At 71.6% G+C, this 25,065-nt stretch carries 25 protein-coding genes and 2 tRNA genes; 20 read left to right on the top strand and 7 right to left on the bottom strand.

Annotation, left to right across the window (positions count from 1 at the left end; genetic code table 11):
* The 3 genes from QIS96_RS33445 to QIS96_RS33455 all read left to right on the top strand — a co-directional run.
* Nucleotides 1-166: chorismate-binding protein (locus tag QIS96_RS33445; protein ID WP_282546641.1), on the top strand; the 166-nt coding region annotated here is incomplete at its 5' end.
* The gene (locus QIS96_RS33450; protein ID WP_282546591.1) at nt 163-984 is read left to right on the top strand and encodes an aminotransferase class IV; all 822 of its coding nucleotides are present in this window, start codon (nt 163-165) and stop codon (nt 982-984) included. The genes QIS96_RS33445 and QIS96_RS33450, both read left to right, overlap by 4 nt.
* 62 nt (nt 985-1,046) lie before the next feature.
* Entirely contained in the window at nt 1,047-1,874 is an 828-nt protein-coding gene (locus QIS96_RS33455) for a GNAT family N-acetyltransferase (RefSeq protein ID WP_282546592.1), read from the top strand.
* A gap of 23 nt (nt 1,875-1,897) precedes the next feature.
* Here QIS96_RS33455 and QIS96_RS33460 read toward each other — a convergent pair whose 3' ends face one another.
* Entirely contained in the window at nt 1,898-2,425 is a 528-nt protein-coding gene (locus tag QIS96_RS33460) for a DsbA family protein (protein WP_282546593.1), read from the bottom strand.
* A 172-nt stretch (nt 2,426-2,597) separates the two neighbouring features.
* Here QIS96_RS33460 and QIS96_RS33465 point away from each other — a divergent pair, with 172 nt between their 5' ends.
* Nucleotides 2,598-3,056: a hypothetical protein gene (locus QIS96_RS33465; RefSeq protein ID WP_282546642.1), complete on the top strand. Its 459-nt coding sequence runs from the start codon at nt 2,598-2,600 to the stop codon at nt 3,054-3,056.
* Nucleotides 3,057-3,153: 97 nt separating this feature from the next.
* Nucleotides 3,154-3,306, top strand: coding sequence for a hypothetical protein (locus tag QIS96_RS33470; RefSeq protein WP_282546594.1), 153 nt, complete (start codon nt 3,154-3,156; stop codon nt 3,304-3,306).
* Between the two features lie 37 nt (nt 3,307-3,343).
* Here the strand turns inward: QIS96_RS33470 and QIS96_RS33475 are convergent, their stop codons facing one another.
* A complete protein-coding gene (locus QIS96_RS33475; protein WP_282546595.1) occupies nt 3,344-3,904 on the bottom strand; it encodes a CGNR zinc finger domain-containing protein in 561 nt (186 codons plus the stop codon).
* A gap of 197 nt (nt 3,905-4,101) precedes the next feature.
* On the bottom strand, nt 4,102-4,515 hold the full coding sequence (locus tag QIS96_RS33480) for an SsgA family sporulation/cell division regulator (protein WP_003959770.1): 414 nt from the start codon (nt 4,513-4,515) through the stop codon (nt 4,102-4,104).
* A gap of 189 nt (nt 4,516-4,704) precedes the next feature.
* Here QIS96_RS33480 and QIS96_RS33485 point away from each other — a divergent pair, with 189 nt between their 5' ends.
* Both QIS96_RS33485 and QIS96_RS33490 read left to right on the top strand, forming a co-directional pair.
* Nucleotides 4,705-5,148 (top strand): TIGR02611 family protein, encoded by a 444-nt coding sequence (locus tag QIS96_RS33485; RefSeq protein ID WP_282546596.1) that lies wholly within the window; start codon nt 4,705-4,707, stop codon nt 5,146-5,148.
* Nucleotides 5,149-5,212: 64 nt separating this feature from the next.
* A tRNA-Val gene (locus tag QIS96_RS33490) sits at nt 5,213-5,284 on the top strand.
* A gap of 68 nt (nt 5,285-5,352) precedes the next feature.
* Here QIS96_RS33490 and QIS96_RS33495 read toward each other — a convergent pair.
* Nucleotides 5,353-7,776 (bottom strand): SCO7613 C-terminal domain-containing membrane protein, encoded by a 2,424-nt coding sequence (locus tag QIS96_RS33495; RefSeq protein ID WP_282546597.1) that lies wholly within the window; start codon nt 7,774-7,776, stop codon nt 5,353-5,355.
* Nucleotides 7,777-7,870: 94 nt separating this feature from the next.
* On the opposite strand from QIS96_RS33495, the gene QIS96_RS33500 reads away from it, so the two are divergent.
* Nucleotides 7,871-8,317 carry an SRPBCC family protein gene (locus tag QIS96_RS33500; RefSeq protein WP_282546598.1) on the top strand — a complete coding sequence of 149 codons (447 nt, stop codon included), beginning with the start codon at nt 7,871-7,873 and terminating at the stop codon, nt 8,315-8,317.
* A gap of 86 nt (nt 8,318-8,403) precedes the next feature.
* Nucleotides 8,404-8,475, top strand: a tRNA-Val gene (locus tag QIS96_RS33505).
* A 73-nt stretch (nt 8,476-8,548) separates the two neighbouring features.
* On the opposite strand, the gene QIS96_RS33510 is transcribed toward QIS96_RS33505, so the two are convergent.
* The gene (locus QIS96_RS33510; protein WP_282546599.1) at nt 8,549-9,274 is read right to left on the bottom strand and encodes a 3'-5' exonuclease; all 726 of its coding nucleotides are present in this window, start codon (nt 9,272-9,274) and stop codon (nt 8,549-8,551) included.
* 246 nt (nt 9,275-9,520) lie between these two features.
* On the opposite strand from QIS96_RS33510, the gene QIS96_RS33515 reads away from it, so the two are divergent.
* The 4 genes from QIS96_RS33515 (at nt 9,521) to QIS96_RS33530 (ending at nt 14,162) form a co-directional block, all read left to right on the top strand.
* Nucleotides 9,521-10,087, top strand: a complete 567-nt coding sequence (locus QIS96_RS33515) for a DUF4365 domain-containing protein (protein WP_282546600.1) — start codon at nt 9,521-9,523, stop codon at nt 10,085-10,087.
* On the top strand, nt 10,087-11,295 hold the full coding sequence (locus QIS96_RS33520; protein ID WP_408907299.1) for a hypothetical protein: 1,209 nt from the start codon (nt 10,087-10,089) through the stop codon (nt 11,293-11,295). Before QIS96_RS33515 ends, QIS96_RS33520 begins: the two co-directional genes overlap by 1 nt.
* 190 nt (nt 11,296-11,485) lie before the next feature.
* Nucleotides 11,486-13,462, top strand: coding sequence for a threonine--tRNA ligase (gene thrS, locus QIS96_RS33525; RefSeq protein WP_282546601.1), 1,977 nt, complete (start codon nt 11,486-11,488; stop codon nt 13,460-13,462).
* Nucleotides 13,463-13,601: 139 nt separating this feature from the next.
* A complete protein-coding gene (locus tag QIS96_RS33530; protein WP_282546602.1) occupies nt 13,602-14,162 on the top strand; it encodes an HIT family protein in 561 nt (186 codons plus the stop codon).
* A gap of 136 nt (nt 14,163-14,298) precedes the next feature.
* Here the strand turns inward: QIS96_RS33530 and QIS96_RS33535 are convergent, their stop codons facing one another.
* Together QIS96_RS33535 and QIS96_RS33540 are read right to left on the bottom strand one after the other, a co-directional pair.
* Nucleotides 14,299-15,951: a hypothetical protein gene (locus QIS96_RS33535; protein WP_408907301.1), complete on the bottom strand. Its 1,653-nt coding sequence runs from the start codon at nt 15,949-15,951 to the stop codon at nt 14,299-14,301.
* Between the two features lie 276 nt (nt 15,952-16,227).
* Nucleotides 16,228-18,432, bottom strand: coding sequence for an elongation factor G-like protein EF-G2 (locus QIS96_RS33540; protein ID WP_282546604.1), 2,205 nt, complete (start codon nt 18,430-18,432; stop codon nt 16,228-16,230).
* 289 nt (nt 18,433-18,721) lie between these two features.
* Between QIS96_RS33540 and pgsA the strand changes: the two genes are divergently transcribed.
* From pgsA to QIS96_RS33575, 7 genes are all read left to right on the top strand, one after another.
* A complete protein-coding gene (gene pgsA, locus QIS96_RS33545) occupies nt 18,722-19,501 on the top strand; it encodes a phosphatidylinositol phosphate synthase (protein WP_282546605.1) in 780 nt (259 codons plus the stop codon).
* Nucleotides 19,498-20,451 carry a phosphatidylinositol mannoside acyltransferase gene (locus tag QIS96_RS33550; protein WP_282546606.1) on the top strand — a complete coding sequence of 318 codons (954 nt, stop codon included), beginning with the start codon at nt 19,498-19,500 and terminating at the stop codon, nt 20,449-20,451. The genes pgsA and QIS96_RS33550 overlap by 4 nt, the downstream gene beginning before the upstream one ends.
* Nucleotides 20,448-21,608, top strand: coding sequence for a glycosyltransferase family 4 protein (locus QIS96_RS33555; protein ID WP_282546607.1), 1,161 nt, complete (start codon nt 20,448-20,450; stop codon nt 21,606-21,608). Before QIS96_RS33550 ends, QIS96_RS33555 begins: the two co-directional genes overlap by 4 nt.
* Before the next feature lie 396 nt (nt 21,609-22,004).
* Nucleotides 22,005-22,550 carry a LemA family protein gene (locus QIS96_RS33560; protein ID WP_282546608.1) on the top strand — a complete coding sequence of 182 codons (546 nt, stop codon included), beginning with the start codon at nt 22,005-22,007 and terminating at the stop codon, nt 22,548-22,550.
* Nucleotides 22,551-22,729: 179 nt separating this feature from the next.
* Nucleotides 22,730-23,656, top strand: a complete 927-nt coding sequence (gene pdxS, locus QIS96_RS33565; RefSeq protein WP_282546609.1) for a pyridoxal 5'-phosphate synthase lyase subunit PdxS — start codon at nt 22,730-22,732, stop codon at nt 23,654-23,656.
* A 5-nt stretch (nt 23,657-23,661) separates the two neighbouring features.
* Nucleotides 23,662-24,261, top strand: coding sequence for a pyridoxal 5'-phosphate synthase glutaminase subunit PdxT (gene pdxT, locus QIS96_RS33570; RefSeq protein ID WP_282546610.1), 600 nt, complete (start codon nt 23,662-23,664; stop codon nt 24,259-24,261).
* Nucleotides 24,262-24,309: 48 nt separating this feature from the next.
* Complete coding sequence (locus QIS96_RS33575; RefSeq protein ID WP_282546611.1) at nt 24,310-25,062, top strand: YebC/PmpR family DNA-binding transcriptional regulator; 753 nt, start codon at nt 24,310-24,312, stop codon at nt 25,060-25,062.
* The last annotated feature ends 3 nt before the right edge of the window (nt 25,063-25,065 follow it).

Consider the following 25,065-nt stretch of genomic DNA (forward strand, 5'->3'; position numbering starts at 1 on the left):
CTTCTGGGCCGACCGCGCCGAGGGCGTGCTCCGCTTCGGCACCGGCGCCGGCATCACCTGGGGCTCCGACCCCGAACGCGAGTGGCAGGAGACCGAGCTCAAGGCGGCGCGACTGCTCGCGGTAGCGTCAGGGACGTACGACGTAATGGGAGGAAGCCGCACGTGAAGATCTGGCTCAACGGCGAGCTGCAGGAGCTCGACTCGGCTCGCGTCTCTGTCTTCGACCACGGACTGACCGTGGGCGACGGGGTGTTCGAGACCCTCAAGGCGACCGACGGGCAGGCCTTCGCGCTCACCCGCCACCTCGACCGCCTGGCCCGCTCCGCGCGCGGACTCGGCCTGCCCGAGCCCGACCTCGACGAGGTGCGCCGCGCCTGCGCCGCGGTCCTCGAGGCCAACCCGATGCCGCTCGGCCGCCTCCGCATCACCTACACCGGAGGCCTCTCGCCGCTCGGCTCCGACCGCGGGGACCAGGGCCAGACCCTCGTCGTCGCGCTCGGCGAGGTGACCCGCCGCCCGGACAGCACCGCGGTGATCACCGTCCCCTGGACGCGCAACGAACGCAGCGCGCTGGCCGGCCTGAAGACCACCTCGTACGCGGAGAACGTGGTCGCGCTCGCGCGGGCGCACGAGGCGGGGGCCAGCGAGGCGCTGTTCGCGAACACCGTGGGGCAGCTCTGCGAGGGCACCGGCTCCAACGTCTTCGTCGTCCTCGACGGCGAGATCCACACCCCGCCGGTCGCCTCCGGCTGCCTCGCCGGGATCACCCGCGCCCTCGCCGTCGAGTGGACCGGGGCCCGCGAGACCGACCTGCCGCTCGACGTCCTCGACCGCGCCGACGAGGTGTTCCTGACCTCCACGCTCCGCGACGTCCAGGCCGTCCACCGCGTCGACGACCGCCAACTCCCTGGCGCCCCGGGCCCGGTGACCGCCAAGGCCATGCGGATCTTCGACGAGCGCTCGGGCGACGACCTCGACCCGTGAGCGAACCGGCCACGTCGGAAACCGGATGACCGAGGGGTCCGGCAGCGGGTAGAAATCCCGTGATGACCACGACCCTGCGGCCGACCGGGCCGATCCAGCGCGATACGGACGGAGTGCGTTCACGCACCTACCAAGTGTGCGTGAACAGCCGCCCCGTGGGCACGACCGAGATCGCCACGCACCCCGTCTTCGGCCCCACCGTGGGCCATGTCCGGTACCTCGCGATCGACGAGCCGGACCGCCATCGCGGCCGCGGCACCGTCGCCGCGCTCGCCGCCGAGGAGGTGCTGCGCGGCTGGGGCTGCACCCGCGTCGAGGCGACGATCCCGGCCGCGGCCCCGGCGGCCCTGAGCCTGGCGACGGCCCTCGGGTACGTGGAGCGCAACCGCCGGATGGCCAAGCCGCTCCCCGCCTCCGGCCCGCCCGAACTGCCGGCAGGCAGCACGGGACGGCCGCTGACCGAGTCCGAGTACCCGGACTGGCTGGCGGCGAAAAAGGCCTCGTACGCGCGGACCTGGATGGCGCGCGGAGTCCCGGAGGAGCAGGCGCGCGCCAAGTCGGAGCGGGACTACGCCCGGCTCCTTCCGGACGGCCTCGCCACGGCCGGCGCCCTGCTGAGCGTCCTCACGCACGAAGGCACAGACGTCGGCACGCTCTGGCTCGCACTGCAGGAGGACGGGGCGTTCGTATACGACGTGGAGGTGGACGAGCAGCACCGCGGGCACGGCCACGGCCGCTCCCTGATGCTGCTCGCCGAGCGCCAGGCCGCCGACGCGCGAGCAGGCACCATCGGCCTCAACGTCTTCGCGGGCAACACCCCGGCCCTGCGCCTGTACGAGTCGCTGGGCTACGAGCCGCTCACGTACCACCTCTACAAACCCCTGCTCTGACCCCGGGCGCGCGGGGCCGGAGGTCAGCCGGCGAGCAGCCGGTCGACGATCTCCTCGATCCGCTCCCGCAGCCCCTCCTGGCTCTTCCCGCCGTCAAGCCGCTCGCCGCCGATGACGTACGTCGGGGTGCCGGTGACGCCGATCGCCTTGCCCTCGGCCTGGTCGGCGTCGACGATCAGGATGTGCCGGCCGTCGATCAGCGCGGTGTCCAACTCCTCGGCGTCCAGGCCGATTTCGCGGGCCACGTCCATGAGCAGCGCCTCGCCCTTGCGGTCGAACTCCTCGACACGGGCGAGCACGGCCTCCACGTACGGCCAGGCCTGACCCTGCTCCGCGGCCTCCTCGGCGGCCTGGGCGGCGGCGAAGGAGTGCTTGTGCTTCTCCAGGGGGAAGTGCCGCAGGCGCAGCTCGATCCGGTCGCCGTAGCGGGCGCGCAGGGCGCGGACGTCATCGAGGGCGGCGCGGCAGTCGGGGCACTGGAGCTCGCACCAGACGTCGAGCACGGGGCGGGCGGCGGGGTCGAGAGGGGATCCGAGGGAAGAGTCGCTCATGGGGACAGTCTCACAGGAGCGCCACGAGGCCCCCAACCCGGACCTGACCCTGACCTCAGCGGGGGCCGGACCCGGAGATCTCCCTGAGGTCGCCCCGGATCGTGGCCCCGAGGACCCCGACCGGTGCACGATGGAACCAGGACGTGACCCCGAGGCCCAGCTGGAGGACCGGATGCTTGCCGAGACCATCTGCTCCGCCGTGTCCGCGGCAGGCCTGGGCATCGCCGCGATCACCGCGTACCGCAAGCGTTTCCTGACCGCGACCCGGATCGCTGCCTACTCGCTCGTGCCCATCGGCCTGGTCCTGACCGGGGCCGTCGAGTGGGTCTTCGACCTGGTCTTCAAGCCGAGCACGTGGATCGGAGTGGGCCTCCTCGGCCTCGCCTGGCTGCTGTTCATGACGACGCGCGCGGTCGAGCGGCGCAGCGGCCGAAGAGAGGTGCAGGCCGCCGAGCAGGACGCCGTCGCCCCGCAGGCCTCCGCCCCCTCCCTCGGCGCGGGCCGTACGGCGGCGCCCGCCCCGAAGCACCAGGAGAGACAGCAGGGAAAGCAGCGCGCGAAGCAGACCGATCCCGCACCTGCGGACGACTTCTCGGACATCGAAGCGATTCTGAAGAAGCACGGCATCTGAGAGCCGCCGCGAAAGACCACGTGATCCGGCGAACTCCCGCTGGTACCGGGCGTGTTGATCCTGCCCTCGTGGTGCCCTGCGCCATGATCGCCGCGAGATGCAGGAAACACCCCGGGGCCAGGTCCCCGCACCCACGTCCGAGCCGCGAGGCTGCCTCTTCGCGCTCTCCCAGCCGCCCCTGATGATCTTCCTCGGAGTGGTCGGCTGCCTCCTCCTGGCGGCGGCGATGCACGATCTCTATTTCTTGTGAACGCCGCCCCGCCCCGCTGTCGTGCGCACATCGGCGGTCAGCCCGCCGCGGCCTCCTTGCGCCGGGCCCGGTACGCGGCGACGTGCAGACGGTTGCCGCAGGTCCGGCTGTCGCAGTAGCGCCGGGACCGGTTACGGGACAGATCCACGAAGGCGTGCTGGCAGTCCGGCGCCTCACACCGGCGCAGCCGCTCCTGCTCCCCGGCGACGATGAAGAAGGCGAGCGCCATGCCTCCGTCGGCGGCGAGGTGGTCGGCCACGGAGGCGCCGGGCGCGAAGTAGTGCACGTGCCAGTCGTAGCCGTCGTGGTCGGTCAGCCTCGGCGTGGTGCCGGCCGCGGCGACCAGCTCGTTGATGGTGTGCGCGGCGCCCCGCGCGTCGTCCGCCGGGAACACGGCGGCGAACCGGGCCCGCACGCCCCGCACCGCCGCCAGGTCGTCCTCGGTCAGCCGCCCGACATCGCTGATGGAATGCGTCCGTACGAAGGCGTCGAGGGCCGCGACGTCCGCGAGGTCGTCGGGCTTGTCGTCCTCCGGCGCGGAGTTCACCAGTGCGCACACCGCTTCGAGTGCGCACCGGGTGTCGTGGGTGATCAGCACGAATCGCTCCAGGGCCTTGGGTCCGGGCGGGCGCCCGCTGATGCTGGCCGATGCTAGCGGCTCGATTCGAACACATCGGTGCCGTCGCTGCGGGGGAACCCGCGGCGACGGCACCGAGCACTGCCTGTATGAGGTTGTCTGGGCCCGCGCCGCCTCCCCGAGTCGGGCGGCTGCGGGCTGCTTGCCGGTCGGCCTCGTCAGCTCTCGGCGAGGATGTGGGAGAGCTCCGTGTCGAGGTCGAAGTGACGGTGTTCGGTACCGGGTGGCACCGCGGCGTCCGTCCTCTTGAGGAAGGATTCCAGGGCCCGCGCCGGGGCCTCGAGCAGAGCCTCGCCTTCCGGAGAGCTCAGGGCGATGCAGACGACGCCCTGACCGTGACTGCGTGACGGCCAGACACGGACGTCGCCGGTGCCCGTGGGCCTGTGCAGACCCTCGGCGAGAAGGTCGCGGGCGAAGACCCACTCGACCGTCTCTTCGGCTCCGGTGTGGAAGGTGGCGTGCACGGCGTAGGGATCGGCCGTGTCATACCGCAGTCCTGCGGGTACAGGGAGTGAGGACTCGCTCGACACAACGAGGCGCAGGTGCAGCTCGCAGCTGACCGTGGTGTTCATAAGCGCCAGGGCCTTTCGCTCAGTGTGCGCTCGGGGATTCGCACGTCGGCGAAATCGACATGCCACCTACGATGCCGTTGTAAACCCCTCTGAGGGATTTGAGAGGCTTTCAGTAGCTCGTACAGCCGTCGGGCCGTTCGTTCATACGTCCATTCCGGTGACGCGTTCCCGTCCGGTAATGTCGGCCGTATGAATACGGGGAGTGACGAGCGCAGTGAGGTGGGCTCGGCCGCCGAGCCGGCCGCCGCAGCACAGGACGAGCAGGGGCTCGGATCCAAAGCGCCGAAGTTCATCAAGCGTCGCCGTGCTCTGCACCTGAGCTGGCAGGTCGGCGTCTTCATCGTGGGTCTGGCCGTCGTGGTCGGCGGCATCATCATGCTGCCGCTGCCTGGTCCCGGCTGGGTCGTGATCTTCTGCGGTATGGCGATCTGGGCGACGGAGTTCGTGTGGGCGCAGCTCGTGCTGCGCTGGACCAAGCGGAAGGTCACCGAGGCGGCGCAGCGCGCGCTCGACCCCAAGGTGCGCCGGCGGAACATCATCCTGACGTCCGTCGGCCTCGTGATCATCGGCGTCCTGCTCGGGATCTACGTGTGGAAGTTCGGCATCGTCATGCCGTGGAAGATCGACGAGTGAGGGCGCTGCTCGCAGGCGTGGTCAAAGGCCCGTCTGAAGTGCGGTAATGTTCTCTGTGCGCCCGGGGCGATTAGCTCAGTGGGAGAGCGCTTCGTTCACACCGAAGAGGTCACTGGTTCGAACCCAGTATCGCCCACCCGGCCGAAGGTCCGTGAGACATCCCGTCTCACGGACCTTCGTCGTTTCCGCCCTTCCGCGGTGGTGTCAGTGCATGCGGCCGAGGGCGTCCCGCAGCCGTCTGGCGTCGCGCAGGCGCTGTTCGTACGTCGCGCCCACGGCGAGCAGGAGCAGTCCGGCCAGGGCCGGGGGCAGCCAGCGGGGGAGGGCGCCGACGACCTGGACGACGTACGGCGCGAGCTCGTGCGCGGCGACCAGGGCGAGCACCGTGCCGCCGAGCGTCAGCGGGGCCTGCAGCCGGTGGTGGGCGCCGAGCAGCGTGACGGCCAGGGCGGCGAGGCCGAGCAGGAGCGGGCGCAGCCAGTGCGGGTCGGTCCAGGCGGCGATCAGGCTGGGCAGCAGAGTGGCGGCGAGGCCGGGCCCGTAAGCGGACCAGGAGGACGCCTCAGGGGCGCGTCGGCGGCGCAGGAAGCCGACCGCGAGCGCGGGGAGCGTCACCGGCAGCGTGTACGCCTCAGGGGCCGTCACGTCCCATGCGGCCAGGCGCACCCAGCACGCCGCGGCGAACAGGGCGCCCGCGGCGTACGACACCGGGCGGCGGTCGGGGCGCAGGGCTGTGGCTGCCGCGATCACGCCGGTCAGGGCGAGGGTCAGGGCCAGGCTCGGGGCGTGGCCGGAGGACAGCGCCACGGCGAGGCCGGCGGCCGCCGCGCCCTCGATCTCCAGGGGCAGGGCGACGCGGAGCGTGCGCAGACGGGCGGCGAGCAGCGCGGTCGCGACCGGCACCGCGAGGACCACGAGGGCCGTGCGGTGCGGCGGCAGGTCGAGGGCGGCCGGGCCTGCGACGGCGAGGGCGGTGGCCCAGAGCGTCGCGGTGCAGGCGAGGAGCGCGCGGCGGGCGTCGTCCGCGTGCAGCGCGGCGGCCGCGACGCAGCCGGCGAGCAGGGCGGCGAGCACCGTGAAGGTCGCGGGCTCCGTGGCGAGGGACAGCAGCGCAGCGCCCACCGCCGAGGTCAGGCCGCAGGCGAGCAGGACCCATGCGAGGTGCGGACGCGCGGCGCGGGCCAGCGCGGTGGCGGCGCCCAGGGACGCCAGGGCCAGTGCGGTGTGCGTGGCGAGAGCGGCCGCGTAAGGGAGTTCGAGGGTCAGGGGCAGGGTGGAGAGCGCGGACCAGAAGAGGGCCGGAGCGGCGCAGGCGGCTGTGGTGCTTCGGGCGCGCCATGCCTCGTCGGCCCGTGTGAGCCGGTGCGCGGCCCAGGCGGTGGCGGCGAGCGCGAGCAGCGTCACCGGGACTGCCGCTCCGGCGGTGACCGGGGCGTCCAGGTAGGCCTGACGCGGCGTGCCCGTCCAGGTCAGCTCGGCCCAGCGCGCCAGGCCCGCGACGGAGAGGGCCGCGGTCGGCAGGGCCCACAGCAGCGCGACGCCGACGGGCACCGCTGCGGCAGCGGCCAGGCCGCGTCGTACGGCCAGGGGGAGTCGGGTGCGTACGGCCGTCAACAGGGTGATGCCGCACAGGAGATGGGCCGGGACCGTCCAGGTCTCGGGGAGGGCTGTGCGCAGGACGCCGCCCGCGGCGAGGACCGTGGCGAGGCCTGCGACGGCGGCGCAGGCCGTGGCCGACGGGGCGTGCGGGGTGCGCAGAGCCGCGCCCAGGGCGATCGCCGCGGCGAGGAGGAGCAGGACGCCGGCGCGCGCGGCCGCGGCCGGGTCGGCGGCCGTCCAGGACAGGGCCGTCGCGATCGTCAGGGCGATGAAGCCGAGGAGGGCCGCGCCGGACGCGGCCGTGGCGCGGACGGAGAGCCGCTTGACCCACAGGGCGAGGACCGTGTCAGCCGAGGCCGTGGCGAGCAGGGCGACCGTCAGGGCGTGTGCGCCGCCTTCGGCCGCCAATGTGCCGAGGAACAGCGGGAGTTGAGCCGCTACCACGGCGGTCGGCAGCGGTGCGTGCAGCCGGGGCAGGGCCGTTCCGTACCCGGCCCAGAGGGCGGAGAGCACGGCCGAGGCGATCGCCGCGTAGGCCGCGCCGTCCGCGTCCGGCACCGCGACCCGGTGCAGGGCGTACGCGTCGAGGACCGTCAGGACCAGGCCGAGCGCGGCCACCGCCTCCGCCGTCGCGGCGAGGCCGCGGCGCTGCAGCAGGACGGGCACGCCGAGCGCCGCCAGGGTCACCGCGCCGAGCACGGCCGAACGGCCGGCGATGCCCATGTGGCCCCAGCTGACCAGCGTGAACGCCAGCGCGGCGACGGTCAGCAGGAGCCCGCCGAGGACGAGCAGGACGTTCTGCACGCTCGGCGGGGACGACTCCGCGCGCGGGCGCGGGCCCCAGGCCTGGGGTGCGGGTCCGGCCGGCCGGGGCGGCGCGGTCGGCGCGGGCTGCGGCGCCGACCGCTGGGCCAGGACCGACACCAGCCAGGCCCGGCGGGCCAGCAACTGGGTGCGGCGCGCCTCCAGTTGGCCCAGCTCGTGGTCCAGGATGCGCAGCTCTTCGGCCGGTGACGGAAAGGTGGTCATGCCTGCAGTGTGGTCCGGGTCACGGCGACCCGGCATGGGCGTACGTACTCAGATACGGCTGAGTACGCGCCCGGCGTCGCGCAGACTCGGGGGCATGGACTGGTGCCACTACCGCTTCCGCAGCGTCTGGAACGTGCCCGCGCGTCCCGAAGCGGTCTTCGCCGTGCTGGAGAACGCCGAGGAGTACCCGCTGTGGTGGCGGCAGGTGCGCGAGGTCATCCCGATCGACGCGCACAGCGGCCGCGCCAGGTTCCGCTCCGCGCTGCCGTACGACCTCCGCGTCACCGTGCGCGAGCTGCGCCGCGACCCGGCGGCCGGGGTCCTGGAGATCCGCATGACCGGCGACCTCGACGGCTGGGCGCGCTGGACGCTCGCGCCGGTCGGCCGCGGCACGCGCGTGGTGTACGAGCAGGAGGTCGACGTACGACGGACGTTGATGCGCCGCCTCGCCGTTCCGGGGCGGCCGGTGTTCCTGCTCAACCACGCGCTGATGATGCGGGCGGGGCGACGCGGACTGATCGGGCATCTCGGTACGAGCTGACCGAGGGCGGCCGCGGGGCGATGCGCAGGCGTCCTGAACCGGTTTGGAGGAGGGCCGTCGGGACCTGTATGGTTCAGTGCGTTCCCGGGCGATTAGCTCAGTGGGAGAGCGCTTCGTTCACACCGAAGAGGTCACTGGTTCGAACCCAGTATCGCCCACCGGGAAAGACCGGTCCGTCACAGACGGGCCGGTCTTTTTGTGTACGCAGAGCCCCGTACCGCTCTGCGACTCTCAAGCGGCGGCCGGGAGTTCCGGGCGCAGCGGCCAGGCCGGGTCGACCGTCTCCGGAGTGCCGTTGCGGGTGAACCACGCCTGCAGGCCGTGCGCCTGGGCCGCGTGCCACACCGCCTGCAGGGCGTGCAGCTCGGCCGCCGAGAGGCGTTCGAGCCGGGCCGCGAAACGGCGCCCCACCGCGCGGGTCACCTCCAGGGCGGCGAGCGCGTCCGCCGCCGCGTCGTGGGCGTCGGCGAGCTCCACCTCGTACAGCGCGCACAGGTCGGTGAGCGTGCGGCGGCCCTTGCGGTAGCGGTCCAGGTGCTTGTCCAGGACCCGCGGGTCGAGGACGCACAGCGGGCGGCTCCCCAGGTAGTGCGGGAGCGACGACGCGCGGTGCCGGCGCAGCTCCCGGTCCAGGAGCGTCAGGTCGAACGGCGCGTTCATCACCACCAGCGGCCGTCCCGCGGCGGTGAGATCGGACAGCTCGCGGCCTATCTCCTCCATCACCGGCGCCGGCCAGCGGCCGTAGCGGTGCAGATGGTCCTCCGTCAGGCCGTGTATGTCGGAGGCCTCTTCGGGGATCGGGACGCCCGGGTCGACCAGCCAGCGCGTCGCCCGCGCCCGGCCTCCCGGGGTGTCCTGGACGACGATCGCGGCCGACACGATGCGGTCGTTCTCCACGTCCACGCCCGTGGTCTCGGTGTCGAATGCGGCAAGTGGTCCCTCGTACCAACACGTCATGGTGATGCAACTCCCTGTGTCCGCACGGCAGATGACGTGCGGCCGCCCGCCGTCCCTGGCGCGACGCGCCCCGCTGCCTGCCCGAACTCGTGATACCCGGGCCGTTTGCCCGATACGCGCAGCGGTGACAACACAGGTGACGGGCCGATGCGTTGGGCGGTCCGGGGGTGTGCGGCGCGCAACCGGCAGGGTGTGCGGGCCGCGGCACCACCTCAGTAACTCCTCGGCCCGGAAGGCTCGTTCGCCATGGCGCTCGCGCAGCCCGAACAGGGTGGGCTGCTGCCCGAGCGGATCGCACCGCTGCGCGGCACGCTCGCCACCACCGCCTGCATGGAGACCCTCCAGGTGGGCTATCTGCACGCCGTCGCGGCCGCGGCCGGATGTTCGCTCTCGCAGCCCTTTCCGGACAACGGCATCGACTGGCACGTCAGCCACAGCGCCCCCGGGCACACGGTCGACGACGAGGTCACCATCAAGGTGCAGCTCAAGTGCACGTACCAGCTCGCACCCGAACCCCCGGGCCCCGCCTTCTCGTTCACGCTCGACAACGCGCACCTGGAGAAGCTGGCCCGCACCCCGGTCTCGGTGCACAAGATCCTGGTCGTGATGATCGTGCCCCGGTCCCGCGACGACTGGCTGCGCGCCGGGCACGACCGGCTCGACCTCAGGCACTGCTGCTACTGGACCAACCTGGCCGGGCACCCCGTGCGGGGGCGGCACAGGACGACGGTGCGGATCCCGACCTCGCGGATATTCGACGACCGGGCCCTCTGCGAGATCATGACGCGCGTCGGGACGGGAGGGAGACCCTGATGCACCGCCCGATCGACGAACCCCCACACCTGATGCCCCCAGACCTGGTGGGCGGCGCCTTACCGGACCCGGACGCCGCGCGCGTGGACCCCGGCGTCCTCGGCGTCCTGCTCGACCGGCACGGCTGGCGGCGGCGCGGCGGCGCGGCCGGCCGGTACGCCCGCTGGACCCCGCCCGACGGCGCCTCCGGCACCAGCCTCCTCGTCCCCGAGAGCCGCGCCTTCCCCGACAGCGACGACCTGCTCAGCGAGGCCCTGCTCGCGCTCGCCCGCAGCGCCGCCCCGTCCGCGCGCGCCGTGCTCGTCGGCCTCGCGGTGCCCAGCGACGAGCTGACCTGGACCCGGGACGTCCCGCAGGGGCCCGCGGGCAGCGCCGCCTGGAACGTCGAGGAGCAGTTACGGAACTCCGTGCGCCAGGTGCTGCTCGCCGGGGCACTCGCTGTGCGCGAGCGGGCCGGGTACTACGGGGCGCGGCACCGCAGGGCTGCCGCCGCTTCTCTCGCGAGCGTTCTGGTGGGGCCCGCGCGCGGCGGCCGCAGGCTCACCGCGTTCGTGCCCGCGGCCACCGGCAGGCCCCTTGCCGTACGGCTGTACCACGCGCTGTGCGCTGCGCGTGAGGCCGTCGACTACCGCCGGGCCACGGGTGGCATGGAGGCCTTCGACACCGCCGTCGAGGCAGGCGTCAGCCACGAGTTGACCGAGGCCCTGGTCACTCTCGTAGGCGGTACGGAAGGGGCCTGCGTCGACCTCGCGTGGGCGCCCGCGGCCGGGGCGCCCGAGGGGTGTGCGGCCCGGCCCGAGTCCGTCGAGTTCTCGCCCGGCGACCTGGCGGTGCTGCGCGAGGCCTCCGCCCGCTACCGCCGAGCCGAGCCCTCGATGCCCGTCAAGATCACCGGGACCGTCGTACGGATGCGCAGGGCGGGGCCGCGGGGGAGCGGCGCCGTACGGCTGCGGGTGATCGCGGGGGCCGAGGTCCCGCACGTACGCATGTCCCTGGACGAGGAGGCGTACCGGATCGCGGGGCATGCTCATCTCCTCGGCCTGCCGGTACGGGTGCAGGGCCGCCTGGAGAGCCGCGGGGGCTTCCGTCGGCTGTCCGGGGCCACGGAGGTGGTGCCGGTGCAGGTGGACGAGGCGGAGCGGGACCGGATGCTGAAGTCGCTGCAGGAGAACCTGGACTTCTTCGGGGAGGCGTGCGGCGGGGAATAGGTCTCAGGCGGGCGGGTCCGGGAAATTCAGCCCACACCGCGATCGAGGGGGCCCGAGTCAACGGTGCGGCTCGGACCACGGAAGCCGGCCCCCGCTAACCGTTTCGCGAACGCCTCCACGGTCTCGGTACGATTCCTCTTGCGCGCGCACGCAGTGATGCCGCGCATCCACCTTCAGGCAGGAGAGACCGGTGTCAGACGTCCGTGTGATCATCCAACGCGATTCCGAGCGGGAAGAGCGCGTGGTGACGACGGGCACTACGGCCGCCGAACTCTTCCCCGGTGAGCGCACCGTCGTCGCCGCGCGCGTGGGCGGCGAGCTGAAGGACCTGGCGTACGCCGTGCAGGACGGCGAGGAGGTCGAGCCGGTCGAGATCTCCTCCGAGGACGGCCTCAACATCCTGCGCCACTCCACCGCGCACGTGATGGCGCAGGCAGTGCAGGAGCTCTTCCCCGAGGCCAAGCTGGGCATCGGCCCGCCGGTCAAGGACGGCTTCTACTACGACTTCGACGTCGCCGAGCCGTTCACTCCCGAGGACCTCAAGCGCATCGAGAAGAAGATGCAGGAGATCCAGAAGCGCGGCCAGCGGTTCTCCCGCCGCGTCGTCTCCGACGACGACGCCCGCGAGGAGCTCGCCGACGAGCCGTACAAGCTGGAGCTCATCGGCATCAAGGGCTCCGCCTCGCACGACGACGGCGCGGACGTCGAGGTGGGCGGCGGCGAGCTGACCATCTACGACAACCTCGACCCGAAGTCCGGCGAGCTGTGCTGGAAGGACCTCTGCCGCGGTCCGCACCTGCCGACCACCCGCAACATCCCCGCGTTCAAGCTGATGCGGAACGCGGCGGCGTACTGGCGCGGCAGCGAGAAGAACCCGATGCTGCAGCGCATCTACGGCACCGCCTGGCCGTCCAAGGACGAGCTGAAGGCGCACCTGGAGTTCCTCGCCGAGGCCGAGAAGCGCGACCACCGCCGCCTCGGCAACGAGCTGGACCTGTTCTCCGTCCCGGAGCAGATCGGCTCCGGCCTCGCGGTCTTCCACCCCAAGGGCGGCATCGTCCGCCGCGTGATGGAGGACTACTCGCGCCGCCGGCACGAGGAGGAGGGGTACGAGTTCGTCTACACCCCGCACGCCACGAAGGGGAAGCTCTTCGAGACCTCGGGCCACCTGGACTGGTACGCCGACGGCATGTACCCGCCCATGCAGCTCGACGAGGGCGTGGACTACTACCTCAAGCCCATGAACTGCCCGATGCACAACCTGATCTTCGACGCGCGCGGGCGTTCGTACCGTGAACTGCCGCTGCGCCTCTTCGAGTTCGGCACCGTGTACCGGTACGAGAAGTCCGGCGTCGTGCACGGCCTGACCCGCGCCCGCGGCTTCACGCAGGACGACGCGCACATCTACTGCACCCGCGAGCAGATGGCGGACGAGCTCGACAAGACGCTCACCTTCGTCCTCGGCCTGCTCCGCGACTACGGCCTGAACGACTTCTACCTGGAGCTGTCCACCAAGGACCCGGAGAAGTACGTCGGCTCGGACGAGGTCTGGGAAGAGGCCACCGAGGTGCTCGCCCAGGTCGCCGAGAAGCAGGGCCTGCCGCTGACCCCGGACCCGGGCGGCGCCGCGTTCTACGGCCCGAAGATCTCCGTCCAGGCGAAGGACGCGATCGGCCGGACCTGGCAGATGTCCACGGTCCAGCTGGACTTCAACCTGCCGGAGCGCTTCAACCTGGAGTACACCGGCCCGGACGGCACCAAGCAGCGCCCGGTCATGATCCACCGAGCCCTGTTCGGCTCCATCGAGCGGTTCTTCGCGGTGCTCCTCGAGCACTACGCGGGCGCCTTCCCGGCGTGGCTCGCCCCGGTCCAGGCCACGGGCATCCCAATCGGTGACGCGCACGTCGAGTACCTGCAGGAGTTCGCCGCCAAGGCGAAGAAGCAGGGCCTGCGGGTCGAGGTGGACTCCTCCTCCGACCGGATGCAGAAGAAGATCCGCAACGCCCAGAAGGCCAAGGTGCCCTTCATGATCATCGCGGGCGACGAGGACATGGCCGCCGGCGCCGTCTCCTTCCGCTACCGCGACGGTTCGCAGGAGAACGGCATCCCCGTCGACGAGGCCATCGCGAAGATCGCCAAGGTCGTCGAGGAGCGGGTGCAGGTCTGATCCCGGTCTGATCCCGGCGGGACGTCCGTCCCGTAGCCGAGTTGTGGTCGCGAGGCCCCGGAGCGCGGTTGTCGCGCTCCGGGGCCTCGGGCTTCCCCGCTGCCCGACCCGGCGACGCATCGGGCCCCGGCCACGCCATATGCTGCACACCATGACGAGTGACCCGGAGCAGCAGAACGGAGTGGGGACGCAGGACGCGTTCCAGCGCCTGTGGACGCCCCACCGGATGGCGTACATCCAGGGCGAGAACAAGCCGACCGGGCCGGGGGCCGGGGACGGCTGTCCGTTCTGCTCGATCCCCGAGATGTCCGACGAGGACGGCCTGATCGTCGCACGCGGCAACCATGTGTACGCGGTGCTCAACCTGTACCCGTACAACGGCGGGCACCTGATGGTCGTGCCCTACCGGCACGTCGCGGACTACACCGAGCTGTCCACCGCCGAGACCGTGGAGCTGGGCGAGCTCACCAAGCAGGCCATGGTCGCGCTGCGCACCGCTTCGGGCGCGCACGGCTTCAACATCGGCATGAACCAGGGCACCGTCGCCGGCGCCGGCATCGCCGCGCATCTGCACCAGCACATCGTGCCCCGCTGGGGCGGCGACACGAACTTCATGCCCGTCGTCGGCCACACCAAGGTGCTGCCCCAACTCCTGGGCGACACCCGCAAGATGCTGGCCGACGCCTGGCCTCGGGGCTGACCTCCCGCCGTTCCCTGATGGTGCTCACGTCCTCTCGTACGTGAGCACCATCGCGCTTTTCCGGGCCGCTCCCGCGCGTGCACGCGGGGGTTGTACGGCGTGGGCGCGGGCCCTACGCGCCGAGTGACGTGGGGCCCTACGCGTCGTACACGTCGGCCTTGGTGGGCGAAGCCTCCTGGACGGCGCCGCTGAGGGTGAGCGAGCGGCTGGCGAAGCGCGCCGTGTCCACGGAGTTCTCCTCCAGGACGCGCATCGCGGCGGCGTGCACCACCCGCAGCACCGGGGTGGCCGCACGCAGCGCGTCGTCCGCCATGAAGCGGTGCCGCCACGGCTTGTCGGCCCAGGCGTGCCGCAGGCCGAACGGCTCCGGCAGGGCCAGCTTGCCGCCGAGGAAGTCCAGGATCGGCGGGAACCAGGTGAACGGCGCGCGGGCCGCGAGCCGCACCACGTCGTCGGCCTCTATCAGGGGCAGCTTCACCTCCCGCGTCTCCCAGAACTTCACCGTCTTGGAGACTTCCTTGGTCTTCGCCTTCGGCTTGGTCGTGAACAGGGAGTGCACCGGGCCGAGCGCATGGCCCGTGACCTCGATGCGCAGCGTCTCGTGCAGCACCGTCACCGTGATCAGCATCGTGATCACCAACTGGCCGTCCCAGAGCCGGAACTGGACACCCAGATAGTGGCGGTCGCCGCTGCCGAACTGCTGCTCGTTGCAGATCCGCTGTATCTCGTGCGGCTTGACCTGGAAGGCCTCCACGTCCGTGCCGGAGGGACGGGCCACCTCCGTCGCCCCCTCGGCCACGGGGGAGACGATCCAGTGCCGTATCGACGGGGTGGGGAAACCGCCGGTGTGCAGCGGGCCGCGCTCCAGCATGCGCAGCTGGTCGTGGATCGCGCGCACCACGTCCCAACTGCGGAACGGGTGGATCTCCGAGCTGCCCGCGCGCGGCACCAGCTCTTCCGCCAACTGCCAGCTGCCCCAACGGGTTCCCATGCCGAGGATGCCCTTGGGCCCGGCGTAGAACACGGAGTTGGACTGCTGCTCGGCGGTGAGCCGGGCCAGGCCCTGGCGCAGCCGCTCGGCCGCCGTCTCGCCGGGCGAACCCGGCACCGCCTCGGGGATCTTGGCGCCGATGCCGCCGCCGGCGAGCAGACTCTCCCAGCGGCCGCGCAGATCCTGGGCCGTACGCTCACAGATCTGCTTGGCGAGCACCCAGCCGATCACCGGGGCGATCACCATGGCCCGCAGATATATCCCCAGGAAACCCGTGAACGGCAGCTTGATCAGGAAGATCACGGCCAGGACGCAGGCGGCTGCCAGGAGCGCCGTGCCGATCGTGGACTTCTTCTTGTCCTTGCCCTCGCCGAGGCTCTTCTTGACCTGGAAGATCAGCAGCCACAGCAGCAGTCCCGGCAGGAACAGCACCCCGAACAGCACGGTCACAGCGGTGAGTCGGGTGTCACGCTCCTTGCGGATGCGGGTGGCCGCGAGGCAGTGCTCGACCACGGACTGCGGCTCTATCCCGAAGGACTGGATCAGCGGCTTGCGGGCGCCGCCGAGCATCCGCACCTGCACGGCGCGCGCGAAGGCCTCGCCGAGGTCCGGCTTGAAGAGCGACAACTTGCCTTTCTTCACCTCGGACTTGTGCCAGTCGTTGTTCGCTTTCAGTATCTCGTCGACATCGCTGTCGCGGTACGCCGCCGACGCCAGCGCGTGCGTCGCCGCCGTCTCGCCCGCGGCGCCGGAGAGCGGCACCTGCGCCCCCGGCGTGAAATCGAAGGCCGAATCGATGTCCGCCACTGCAAGCCCCCATCGCCGCACCGCCGCTGCTCTGCGGCCCTTCCCGACTTCCTTACCCCGCACGGCCGTTGACCGCACCGCCGGGCAGATCATCAATGTATCGGGGCGCACTGACATCCGTCATCGGGCGGCCGAATGCCGCCCGTCCCCACACGAGTCGGGACGGGCGGCATTCGGCCCGCCGGCACCGGGCCCCGGTGCACCGGCGTGCCGCCGCCGCGCCCTGCCGGAACGCGGCGGCGGGGGAGGTCGGGGCCGGTCAGTGGGTCAGTCGTCCTGCTCGGCCTCCTCGCGGACCTTCGCCGCGAGCTGTGCGGGCATCGGCTCGTGCCGGACGTAACTACGGCTGAAACGGCCCGTTCCGTGCGCGAGCGAGCGCAGGTCCACCGCGTACCGGCCGATCTCGATCTCCGGCACCTCGGCCCGTACGAGGGTGCGGCCGCCTGGCGACTGCTCGGTGCCCACGACGCGGCCGCGCCGCCCCGACAGATCGCTCATCACGGAGCCCACGAACGCGTCGCCGACCAGCACCTGCACCTCGGCGACGGGTTCGAGCACGTGGATCTTCGTGTCCGCCGCAGCCTCGCGCAGGGCGAGCGCGCCGGCCGTCTGGAACGCCGCGTCGGACGAGTCGACGGAGTGCGCCTTGCCGTCCAGGAGCGTGACGCGGACGTCGACCAGCGGGCTGCCGCCGATGCCGCGTGCGGCCTGGGTGCGCACGCCCTTCTCCACGGACGCGATGAACTGGCGTGGCACGGCGCCGCCGACGACCTTGTCGACGAACTCGACGCCGCTCCCGCCGGGCAGCGGCTCCACCTCGATCTCGCAGATCGCGTACTGCCCGTGCCCGCCGGACTGCTTCACATGGCGGCCCCGGCCCGCCGCCCTGGCCCCGAAGGTCTCGCGCAGGGCGACGCGGTGCGGCACGACGTCGACCTGGACGCCGTAGCGGCTGCGCAGCCGCTCCAGGGCCACGTCCGCGTGCGCCTCGCCCAGGCACCAGAGGACCACCTGGTGGGTGTCCTGGTTCTGCTCCAGACGCATCGTCGGGTCCTCGGCCACCAGGCGGGCCAGGCCCTGCGACAGCTTGTCCTCGTCGGGCTTGCTGTGCGCCCTGATCGCCAGCGGAAGCAGCGGGTCCGGCATGCTCCATGGCTCCATGAGGAGCGGGTTCTCCTTGGCCGAGAGCGTGTCCCCGGTCTCGGCGCGGCTCAGCTTCGCCACACACGCGAGGTCGCCCGCGATGCAGCGCGTGAGCGTCCGCTGCTGTTTGCCGAACGGAGAGGAGAGGGCGCCGATGCGCTCGTCGACGTCGTGGTCCTCGTGGCCGCGGTCGGCCAGGCCGTGCCCCGAGACGTGCACCGTGTCGTCGGCGCGCAGCGTCCCGGAGAAGACCCGGACCAGCGAGATCCGGCCCACATAGGGGTCGGACGACGTCTTCACGACCTCGGCGGCCAGCGGACCGTCCGGGTCGCAGGAAAGCGCCGCACGCGCGGTGCCGTCCGGGGCGGTGACGGCGGGCGTCTCGCGCTCCAGGGGCGTCGGGAAGCCGCCGGTGATCAGTTCCAGGAGCTCGACCGTGCCGAGGCCCTGCCGGGCGCCCTCGGCCGCTGGGGCCGCGGCGAGCACCGGGTGGAAGACGCCGCGTGCCACGGCGCGCTCCAGATCCTGCACCAGGGTCTTGTAGTCGATGGTCTCGCCGCCCAGATAGCGGTCCATGAGGGTCTCGTCCTCGCTCTCCGCGATGATCCCCTCGATGAGCCGGTTACGGGCCTCGGCGATCCGCGCCTCCTGTGCGCCGTCCGGATCCAGCTCCTTGCGCTCGCCCGAGGCGTAGTCGAAGACCCGCTGCGAGAGCAGCCCGACCAGACCGGTCACCGGAGCGTGGCCGTCCGGGCCCTCGTCCCCGTACTGCGGCAGATACAGCGGAATCACCGCGTCCGGGTCGTCTCCGCCGAAGGTCGCCGCGCAGCTGCCGGTCATCGCGGCGAAGTCGGCGCGGGCCGCCTCCAGGTGCGTGACGACGATCGCCCGCGGCATGCCCACCGCCGCGCACTCGTCCCACACCATGCGGGTCGCGCCGGTGATGCCCTCCGTGCCCTCGGCGGCCGAGACGACGAAGAGGGCCGCGTCCGCAGCGCGCAGACCGGCCCTCAACTCGCCCACGAAATCGGCGTATCCGGGGGTGTCGAGCAGATTGATCTTGATGCCGTCCCATTCCACGGGGACCAGGGACAGCTGGATCGAGCGCTGCTGGCGGTGCTCGATCTCGTCGTAGTCGGACACGGTGCCGCCGTCCTCCACGCGGCCCGCCCGGTTCACCACCCCCGCGGTCAGCGCGAGGGCCTCCACCAGAGTCGTCTTGCCGGAACCGCTGTGGCCGACCAGCACCACGTTCCGTACGGAGCGGGGGTGGTCGGCCGTGAGTGCTCTGCCGGCGGCCCCGGTGTGTGCACCTGCTTTGTCGCCCATGCTGTGCCTCCCGAAGGCTCCCGATTCGCTGCACGGTGAGGGGAGAGGGCGCGGACACGCTGGGGACCGCATGTGCCGGCGGCTCCGACGACGCCCGCGGTGTCCTTCGAGCTTTCCACTCGCTTCACGGTGCGTCCATACGTCGTACGAGATCGCGGCGGCACGGGAGACGCGCGGGGGACCCGAGGGGCTCACGAGGTGGAGCGACAGGGTCCGTGGCTACGATGGGGCGGCCGGTGGCCGCAGGGGTCGCGCGGCCCGCCACTCCCCTTGGGAAGGCTTCAAGGCCATGCTGAACAAGTACGCGCGTGCGTTTTTCACGCGTGTCCTCACACCGTTCGCCGCGTTTCTGCTCCGCCGGGGAGTCAGCCCGGACGCGGTCACGCTGATCGGCACGGCAGGTGTCGTGGCGGGTGCACTGGTCTTCTTCCCCCGGGGCGAGTTCTTCTGGGGCACGATCGTCATCACGCTGTTCGTGTTCTCCGACCTGGTCGACGGGAACATGGCCCGGCAGGCGGGCATCTCCAGCCGCTGGGGCGCCTTCCTCGACTCCACGCTCGACCGGGTCGCGGACGGCGCGATCTTCGGCGGCTTCGCGCTCTGGTACGCGGGCCGGGGCGACAGCGACATGATGTGCGCGGTGTCCATCTTCTGCCTGGCCAGCGGGCAGGTCGTCTCGTACACGAAGGCGCGCGGTGAGTCGATCGGCCTGCCCGTCGCGGTGAACGGCCTGATCGAGCGGGCCGAGCGGCTTGTCATCTCCCTGGTCGCGGCAGGTCTGGCCGGACTGCACGCCTTCGGGGTGCCCGGCATCGACGTGCTGCTGCCGATCGCCCTGTGGATCGTCGCCGTCGGCAGCGCCGTGACCCTCGGCCAGCGCGTCGTGACCGTACGCCGGGAGTCCGCCGAGGCGGATGCGGCGGCGGAGCCCGCGGACGGGGCGCCCGACGCGACCGACGCGGAGCCGAAAACAGGCACAGGCGAGACTGGCACCAGTGGGACGAAAACCGCCACAGAAGACGTAGAGCCGAGCGGCAGCCCGGCACGGGGGAGCGAGGCCACGTCATGAGCAACGCACAGGAGAGACTCACCGACGCCCTGTACGGGCTCGGCTGGTCCGCGGTGAAGAAGCTCCCCGAGCCCGTCGCCGTCCGCCTCGGGCGCACCATCGCAGACATCGCGTGGAAGCGCCGCGGCAAGGGCGTCCAGCGCCTGGAGGCCAACTACGCGCGCGTGGTGCCGGATGCGAGTCAGGAACACCTCGCCGCCCTGTCCAAGGCGGGCATGCGCTCGTACATGCGCTACTGGATGGAGTCCTTCCGGCTGCCCGCCTGGAGCGAGGACCGCATAAAGAACGGCTTCACGCCGAAGGACGTGCACTACCTGACGGACGGCCTGGCCTCCGACAAGGGCGTCATCCTCGCCCTGCCCCACCTTGCCAACTGGGACCTCGCGGGCGCCTGGGTCACCACCAAGCTGGAGACCCCGTTCACCACCGTCCAGGAGCGGCTCAAGCCGGAGTCCCTGTACGACCGGTTCGTGGCCTACCGGGGCAGCCTCGGCATGGAGGTCCTGCCGCACACCGGCGGCTCCGCCTTCGGCACCCTGGCCCGCAGGCTCCGCGCGGGCGGCCTGGTCTGCCTCGTCGCCGACCGGGACCTGTCCGCATCCGGCGTCGAGGTCAAGTTCTTCGGCGAGACCACGCGCATGCCGGCAGGCCCCGCGATCCTCGCCCAGCAGACCGGCGCGCTGCTCCTGCCCGTCACTCTCTGGTACGACGAGAGCGCCGTCATGAAGGGCCGGGTCCACCCGCCCGTCGACGTACCGGAGACAGGCACACGGGACGAGAAGACGTCTGTCATGACACAGGCGCTGGCCGACGCCTTCGCCACCGGTATCGCCGACCACCCGGAGGACTGGCACATGCTGCAACGGCTGTGGCTCGCCGACCTGGACCCCGCCAAGGCGCCCGACGGGTCCACGGCCTCGACGGCCTCCACGGCCGAGGTGACCGAGTGAAGATCGGCATCGTCTGTCCGTACTCCTGGGACGTGCCGGGCGGCGTCCAGTTCCACATCCGCGACCTCGCCGAGCACCTCATCCGGTGGGGCCACGAGGTATCCGTCCTCGCACCCGCCGACGACGACACTCCGCTTCCGCCGTACGTGGTCTCCGCGGGGCGTGCTGTTCCGGTGCCGTACAACGGCTCCGTGGCGCGGCTGAACTTCGGATTCCTGTCCGCCGCGCGGGTGCGGCGCTGGCTGCACGACGGCACCTTCGACGTCATCCACATCCACGAACCGGCCTCGCCCTCGCTCGGCCTGCTCACCTGCTGGGCAGCGCAGGGGCCGATCGTCGCGACGTTCCACACCTCGAACCCGCGCTCACGCGCGATGATCGCGGCGTACCCGATCCTGCAGCCCGCACTGGAGAAGATCAGCGCGCGGATCGCGGTCAGCGAGTACGCGCGCCGGACCCTGGTCGAGCACCTCGGCGGCGACGCGGTCACGATCCCCAACGGCGTCGACGTCGACTTCTTCGCCAAGGCCGAGCCGAAGCCCGAGTGGCAGGGCGACACCATCGGGTTCATCGGGCGCATCGACGAGCCGCGCAAGGGTCTGCCGGTCCTGATGAAGGCGCTGCCCCGGATTCTGCAGGAGCGCCCGCAGACCCGTCTGCTCGTCGCAGGCCGCGGTGACGAGGAGGAGGCCGTCGCGACCCTGCCGCTCGACATGCGCTCGCGCGTGGAGTTCCTCGGCATGGTCAGCGACGAGGACAAGGCCCGCCTGCTGCGCAGCGTCGACGTGTACGTGGCGCCCAACACGGGCGGCGAGAGCTTCGGGATCATCCTCGTAGAGGCGCTCTCCGCGGGCGCGCCCGTGCTCGCCTCCGACCTCGACGCCTTCGCCCAGGTCCTCGACCAGGGCGCGGCGGGCGAGCTGTTCGCCAACGAGGACGCCGACGCGCTCGCGGACGCCGCCCTGCGCCTCCTCGGCGACCCCGCACGCCGGGACGGGCTGCGCGAGCGCGGCAGCGCCCACGTCCGCCGCTTCGACTGGTCGACGGTCGGCGCCGACATCCTCGCGGTGTACGAGACGGTGACGGACGGCGCGGCATCGGTCGCCGCCGACGAACGCACGGGGCTGCGGGCCCGGTTCGGGCTGGCCAGGGACTGACTTCGGGCCGCCGGACCGGCGTTGTCAGTGGCGCGTCCTAGCCTTCAGGCATGCAGCTGATCCACGGCGGCCGGACCGCCTCCGACTCCGCCCCGCCGCCCCATCGGCGGACTGCCGCTCGTGCCCGCCGAGTTCGGCCGGCCGCTGTGCGCGGAGTGCGAGGGAGCCCTGCGGTTCGTGGCCCAACTCCCGTTCGGCGACGGTACGACGATGCGCCCATGACGTGCGTCGCCTCGCTCGACGAGGGGCACGACACCCGCACAGTGGCCAACTGCCCTGGCGGCGGCCGGAGTTGTGTCTTCCGCTGTCTGCCCGGCGAAGAGGCGGCGCCCCGTCAGCCGTGCGGGCGGCCGTCACGAAGTCCGCCACAGCCGCGCACGGGTAGCCTTTCCGCCCGTGACCTCCACTTTGATCTGGATCGCGGTAGCCCTCTTCGCGATCGGCCTCTACCTGAGCTGGACGGCCGGCCGCCTCGACCGGCTGCACGCGCGCATCGACGCCGCCCGCGCCGCCCTCGACGCGCAACTGCTGCGCCGAGCGTCGGTCGCCCAGGAACTCGCCACCTCGGGGGTCCTCGATCCAGCGGCCTCGATCGTGCTGTACGAAGCGGCGCACGCGGCCCGGCAGGCGGAGGAGGAACAGCGCGAGGTCGCCGAGAGCGAGCTCAGCCAGGCCCTGCGGGCGATCTTCGCGGACCCCGGGCAGATGGACGTCGTGCGCGAGGCCCCCGGCGGCGAGGAGGCGGCGAACGAACTCGCCCAGGCCGTCCGCAGGGTGCCCATGGCCCGCCGCTTCCACAACGACGCCGTACGCGCGGCCCGTGCCCTGCGCAGGCACCGCAAGGTCAGGTGGTTCCGGCTCGCCGGGCACGCACCGTTCCCGATGGCCTTCGAGATGGACGACGAACCGCCTACGGCCCTCGCGGACCGCCCCACCTCGTAGACGCCTCGTACTCCCGTCGCAAGACGCCTCGCCTTCAGGTTGTAGTCCACCTCGTCCTGCGGTTCTGTGGCCGTCCGGGGAAAAATGAGCCACCGCCTCACCATTGGCCCTTGTTGCGGCCTGAAGTGGACGGTTGGCTCTGAGGAGCAAGATTCCCCTTCACTCCAGTGAGGTCACCCGTGTCCAGCACGCCCACCACCAGCACCCAGCAGGCCACCGACACCCCTGCGACCGGCACCGCGCGCGTGAAGCGCGGCATGGCCGAGCAGCTCAAGGGCGGCGTGATCATGGACGTGGTCACCCCGGAGCAGGCGAAGATCGCCGAGGACGCCGGCGCCGTCGCCGTCATGGCCCTGGAGCGGGTGCCCGCCGACATCCGCAAGGACGGCGGCGTGGCCCGGATGTCCGACCCGGACATGATCGAGGGCATCATCGAGGCCGTCTCCATCCCGGTCATGGCCAAGTCCCGCATCGGCCACTTCGTCGAGGCTCAGGTCCTGCAGTCGCTCGGCGTGGACTACATCGACGAGTCCGAGGTCCTGACCCCGGCCGACGAGGTCAACCACAGCGACAAGTTCGCCTTCACCACCCCCTTCGTCTGCGGCGCCACCAACCTGGGCGAGGCCCTGCGCCGCATCGCCGAGGGCGCGGCCATGATCCGCTCGAAGGGCGAGGCCGGCACCGGCAACGTCGTCGAGGCCGTCCGCCACATGCGCCAGATCAAGAACGAGATCGCCCGCCTGCGCGGCTACGACAACAACGAGCTGTACGCCGCCGCCAAGGAGCTGCGCGCCCCGTACGAGCTGGTCAAGGAGGTCGCCGAGCTCGGCAAGCTGCCGGTCGTGCTGTTCTCCGCCGGTGGCGTCGCCACCCCGGCCGACGCCGCCCTGATGCGCCAGCTCGGCGCCGAGGGCGTCTTCGTCGGCTCCGGCATCTTCAAGTCCGGCGACCCGGCCAAGCGCGCCGCCGCCATCGTGAAGGCCACCACCTTCTACGACGACCCAAAGATCATCGCCGACGCCTCCCGCAACCTGGGCGAGGCCATGGTCGGCATCAACTGCGACGAGCTCCCCGAGACCGAGCGCTACGCGAAGCGCGGCTGGTAACACCCATGAACACCCCTGTGATCGGCGTCCTGGCCCTCCAGGGCGACGTACGGGAGCACCTCATCGCCCTGGCCGCGGCAGACGCCGTGGCCAGGCCGGTGCGGCGCCCCGAGGAGCTGGCCGAGGTCGACGGACTCGTCATCCCCGGCGGCGAATCCACCACGATCTCCAAGCTGGCCGAACTCTTCGGCCTCGCGGAGCCGCTGCGCGAGCACATCAGGAACGGCCTGCCGGTCTACGGCAGCTGCGCCGGGCTGATCATGCTCGCCGACAAGATCCTCGACCCGCGCTCCGGCCAGGAGACGTTCGGCGGCATCGACATGATCGTGCGCCGTAACGCTTTCGGGCGGCAGAACGAGTCGTTCGAGGCGACCGTCGAGGTGGCCGGGGTCGGCGGCGTGGAGGGCGTCTTCATCCGCGCCCCCTGGGTCGAGTCGGTCGGCGCGGCCGCCGAGGTGCTCGCCGAACACGACGGCCACATCGTCGCCGTGCGCCAGGGCAGCGCCCTCGCGACCTCCTTCCACCCGGAGCTCACCGGTGACCACCGGGTCCACGAGCTGTTCGTGGAGATGGTGCGGGAGAAGCACACGGCAGGGTCCCGGTAGGATCTCTGTCGTTCGTACAGAGATTGGTTACGCGAAGGAGACAGGCAGATGTCCGGCCACTCTAAATGGGCCACGACGAAGCACAAGAAAGCCGTGATCGATGCCAAGCGCGGCAAGCTCTTCGCGAAGCTGATCAAGAACATCGAGGTCGCAGCGCGAATGGGCGGCGTCGACATCGAGGGCAACCCGACCCTCTACGACGCCATTCAGAAGGCCAAGAAGCAGTCGGTTCCGAACAAGAACATCGACTCGGCCGTCAAGCGCGGCGGCGGCCTCGAAGCAGGCGGCGCCGACTACGAGACGATCATGTACGAGGGCTACGGCCCCAACGGCGTGGCCGTCTACATCGAGTGCCTCACCGACAACCGCAACCGCGCGGCGTCCGACGTCCGCGTCGCGATGACCCGCAACGGCGGCTCGATGGCCGACCCGGGCTCGGTGTCGTACCTCTTCAACCGCAAGGGCGTCGTCATCGTCAACAAGGGCGAGCTGGGCGAGGACGACGTCCTCGGCGCGGTCCTGGACGCGGGCGCCGAGGAAGTCAACGACCTCGGTGAGAAGTTCGAGGTCGTCAGCGAGGCCACCGACCTGGTCGCGGTCCGCACCGCCCTGGTCGACGCGGGCATCGACTACGACTCGGCCGAGGCCAACTTCCTGCCCACCATGCAGATCGAGCTGGACGAGGAGGGCGCGCGGAAGATGTTCAAGCTCATCGACGCCCTCGAGGACAGCGACGACGTCCAGAACGTCTTCGCCAACTTCGACGTCTCGGACGAGGTCATGGAGAAGGTCGACGCCTGAGCG

The organism is Streptomyces cavernicola, from assembly GCF_029968035.1.
In the GTDB taxonomy this organism is placed as follows: Bacteria; Actinomycetota; Actinomycetes; order Streptomycetales; family Streptomycetaceae; genus Streptomyces; species Streptomyces cavernicola.

Coding starts and splice junctions, on each gene's coding strand:
- QIS96_RS33455 (WP_282546592.1), top strand. CDS start 1,047: ATGACCACGACCCTGCGGCCGACCGGGCCGATCCAGCGCGATACGGAC.
- QIS96_RS33460 (WP_282546593.1), bottom strand. CDS start 2,425: ATGAGCGACTCTTCCCTCGGATCCCCTCTCGACCCCGCCGCCCGCCCC.
- QIS96_RS33465 (WP_282546642.1), top strand. CDS start 2,598: ATGCTTGCCGAGACCATCTGCTCCGCCGTGTCCGCGGCAGGCCTGGGC.
- QIS96_RS33470 (WP_282546594.1), top strand. CDS start 3,154: ATGCAGGAAACACCCCGGGGCCAGGTCCCCGCACCCACGTCCGAGCCG.
- QIS96_RS33480 (WP_003959770.1), bottom strand. CDS start 4,515: ATGAACACCACGGTCAGCTGCGAGCTGCACCTGCGCCTCGTTGTGTCG.
- QIS96_RS33485 (WP_282546596.1), top strand. CDS start 4,705: ATGAATACGGGGAGTGACGAGCGCAGTGAGGTGGGCTCGGCCGCCGAG.
- QIS96_RS33495 (WP_282546597.1), bottom strand. CDS start 7,776: ATGACCACCTTTCCGTCACCGGCCGAAGAGCTGCGCATCCTGGACCAC.
- QIS96_RS33500 (WP_282546598.1), top strand. CDS start 7,871: ATGGACTGGTGCCACTACCGCTTCCGCAGCGTCTGGAACGTGCCCGCG.
- QIS96_RS33510 (WP_282546599.1), bottom strand. CDS start 9,274: ATGACGTGTTGGTACGAGGGACCACTTGCCGCATTCGACACCGAGACC.
- QIS96_RS33515 (WP_282546600.1), top strand. CDS start 9,521: ATGGCGCTCGCGCAGCCCGAACAGGGTGGGCTGCTGCCCGAGCGGATC.
- QIS96_RS33520 (WP_408907299.1), top strand. CDS start 10,087: ATGCACCGCCCGATCGACGAACCCCCACACCTGATGCCCCCAGACCTG.
- QIS96_RS33530 (WP_282546602.1), top strand. CDS start 13,602: ATGCTGCACACCATGACGAGTGACCCGGAGCAGCAGAACGGAGTGGGG.
- QIS96_RS33540 (WP_282546604.1), bottom strand. CDS start 18,432: ATGGGCGACAAAGCAGGTGCACACACCGGGGCCGCCGGCAGAGCACTC.
- pgsA (WP_282546605.1), top strand. CDS start 18,722: ATGCTGAACAAGTACGCGCGTGCGTTTTTCACGCGTGTCCTCACACCG.
- QIS96_RS33550 (WP_282546606.1), top strand. CDS start 19,498: ATGAGCAACGCACAGGAGAGACTCACCGACGCCCTGTACGGGCTCGGC.
- pdxT (WP_282546610.1), top strand. CDS start 23,662: ATGAACACCCCTGTGATCGGCGTCCTGGCCCTCCAGGGCGACGTACGG.
- QIS96_RS33575 (WP_282546611.1), top strand. CDS start 24,310: ATGTCCGGCCACTCTAAATGGGCCACGACGAAGCACAAGAAAGCCGTG.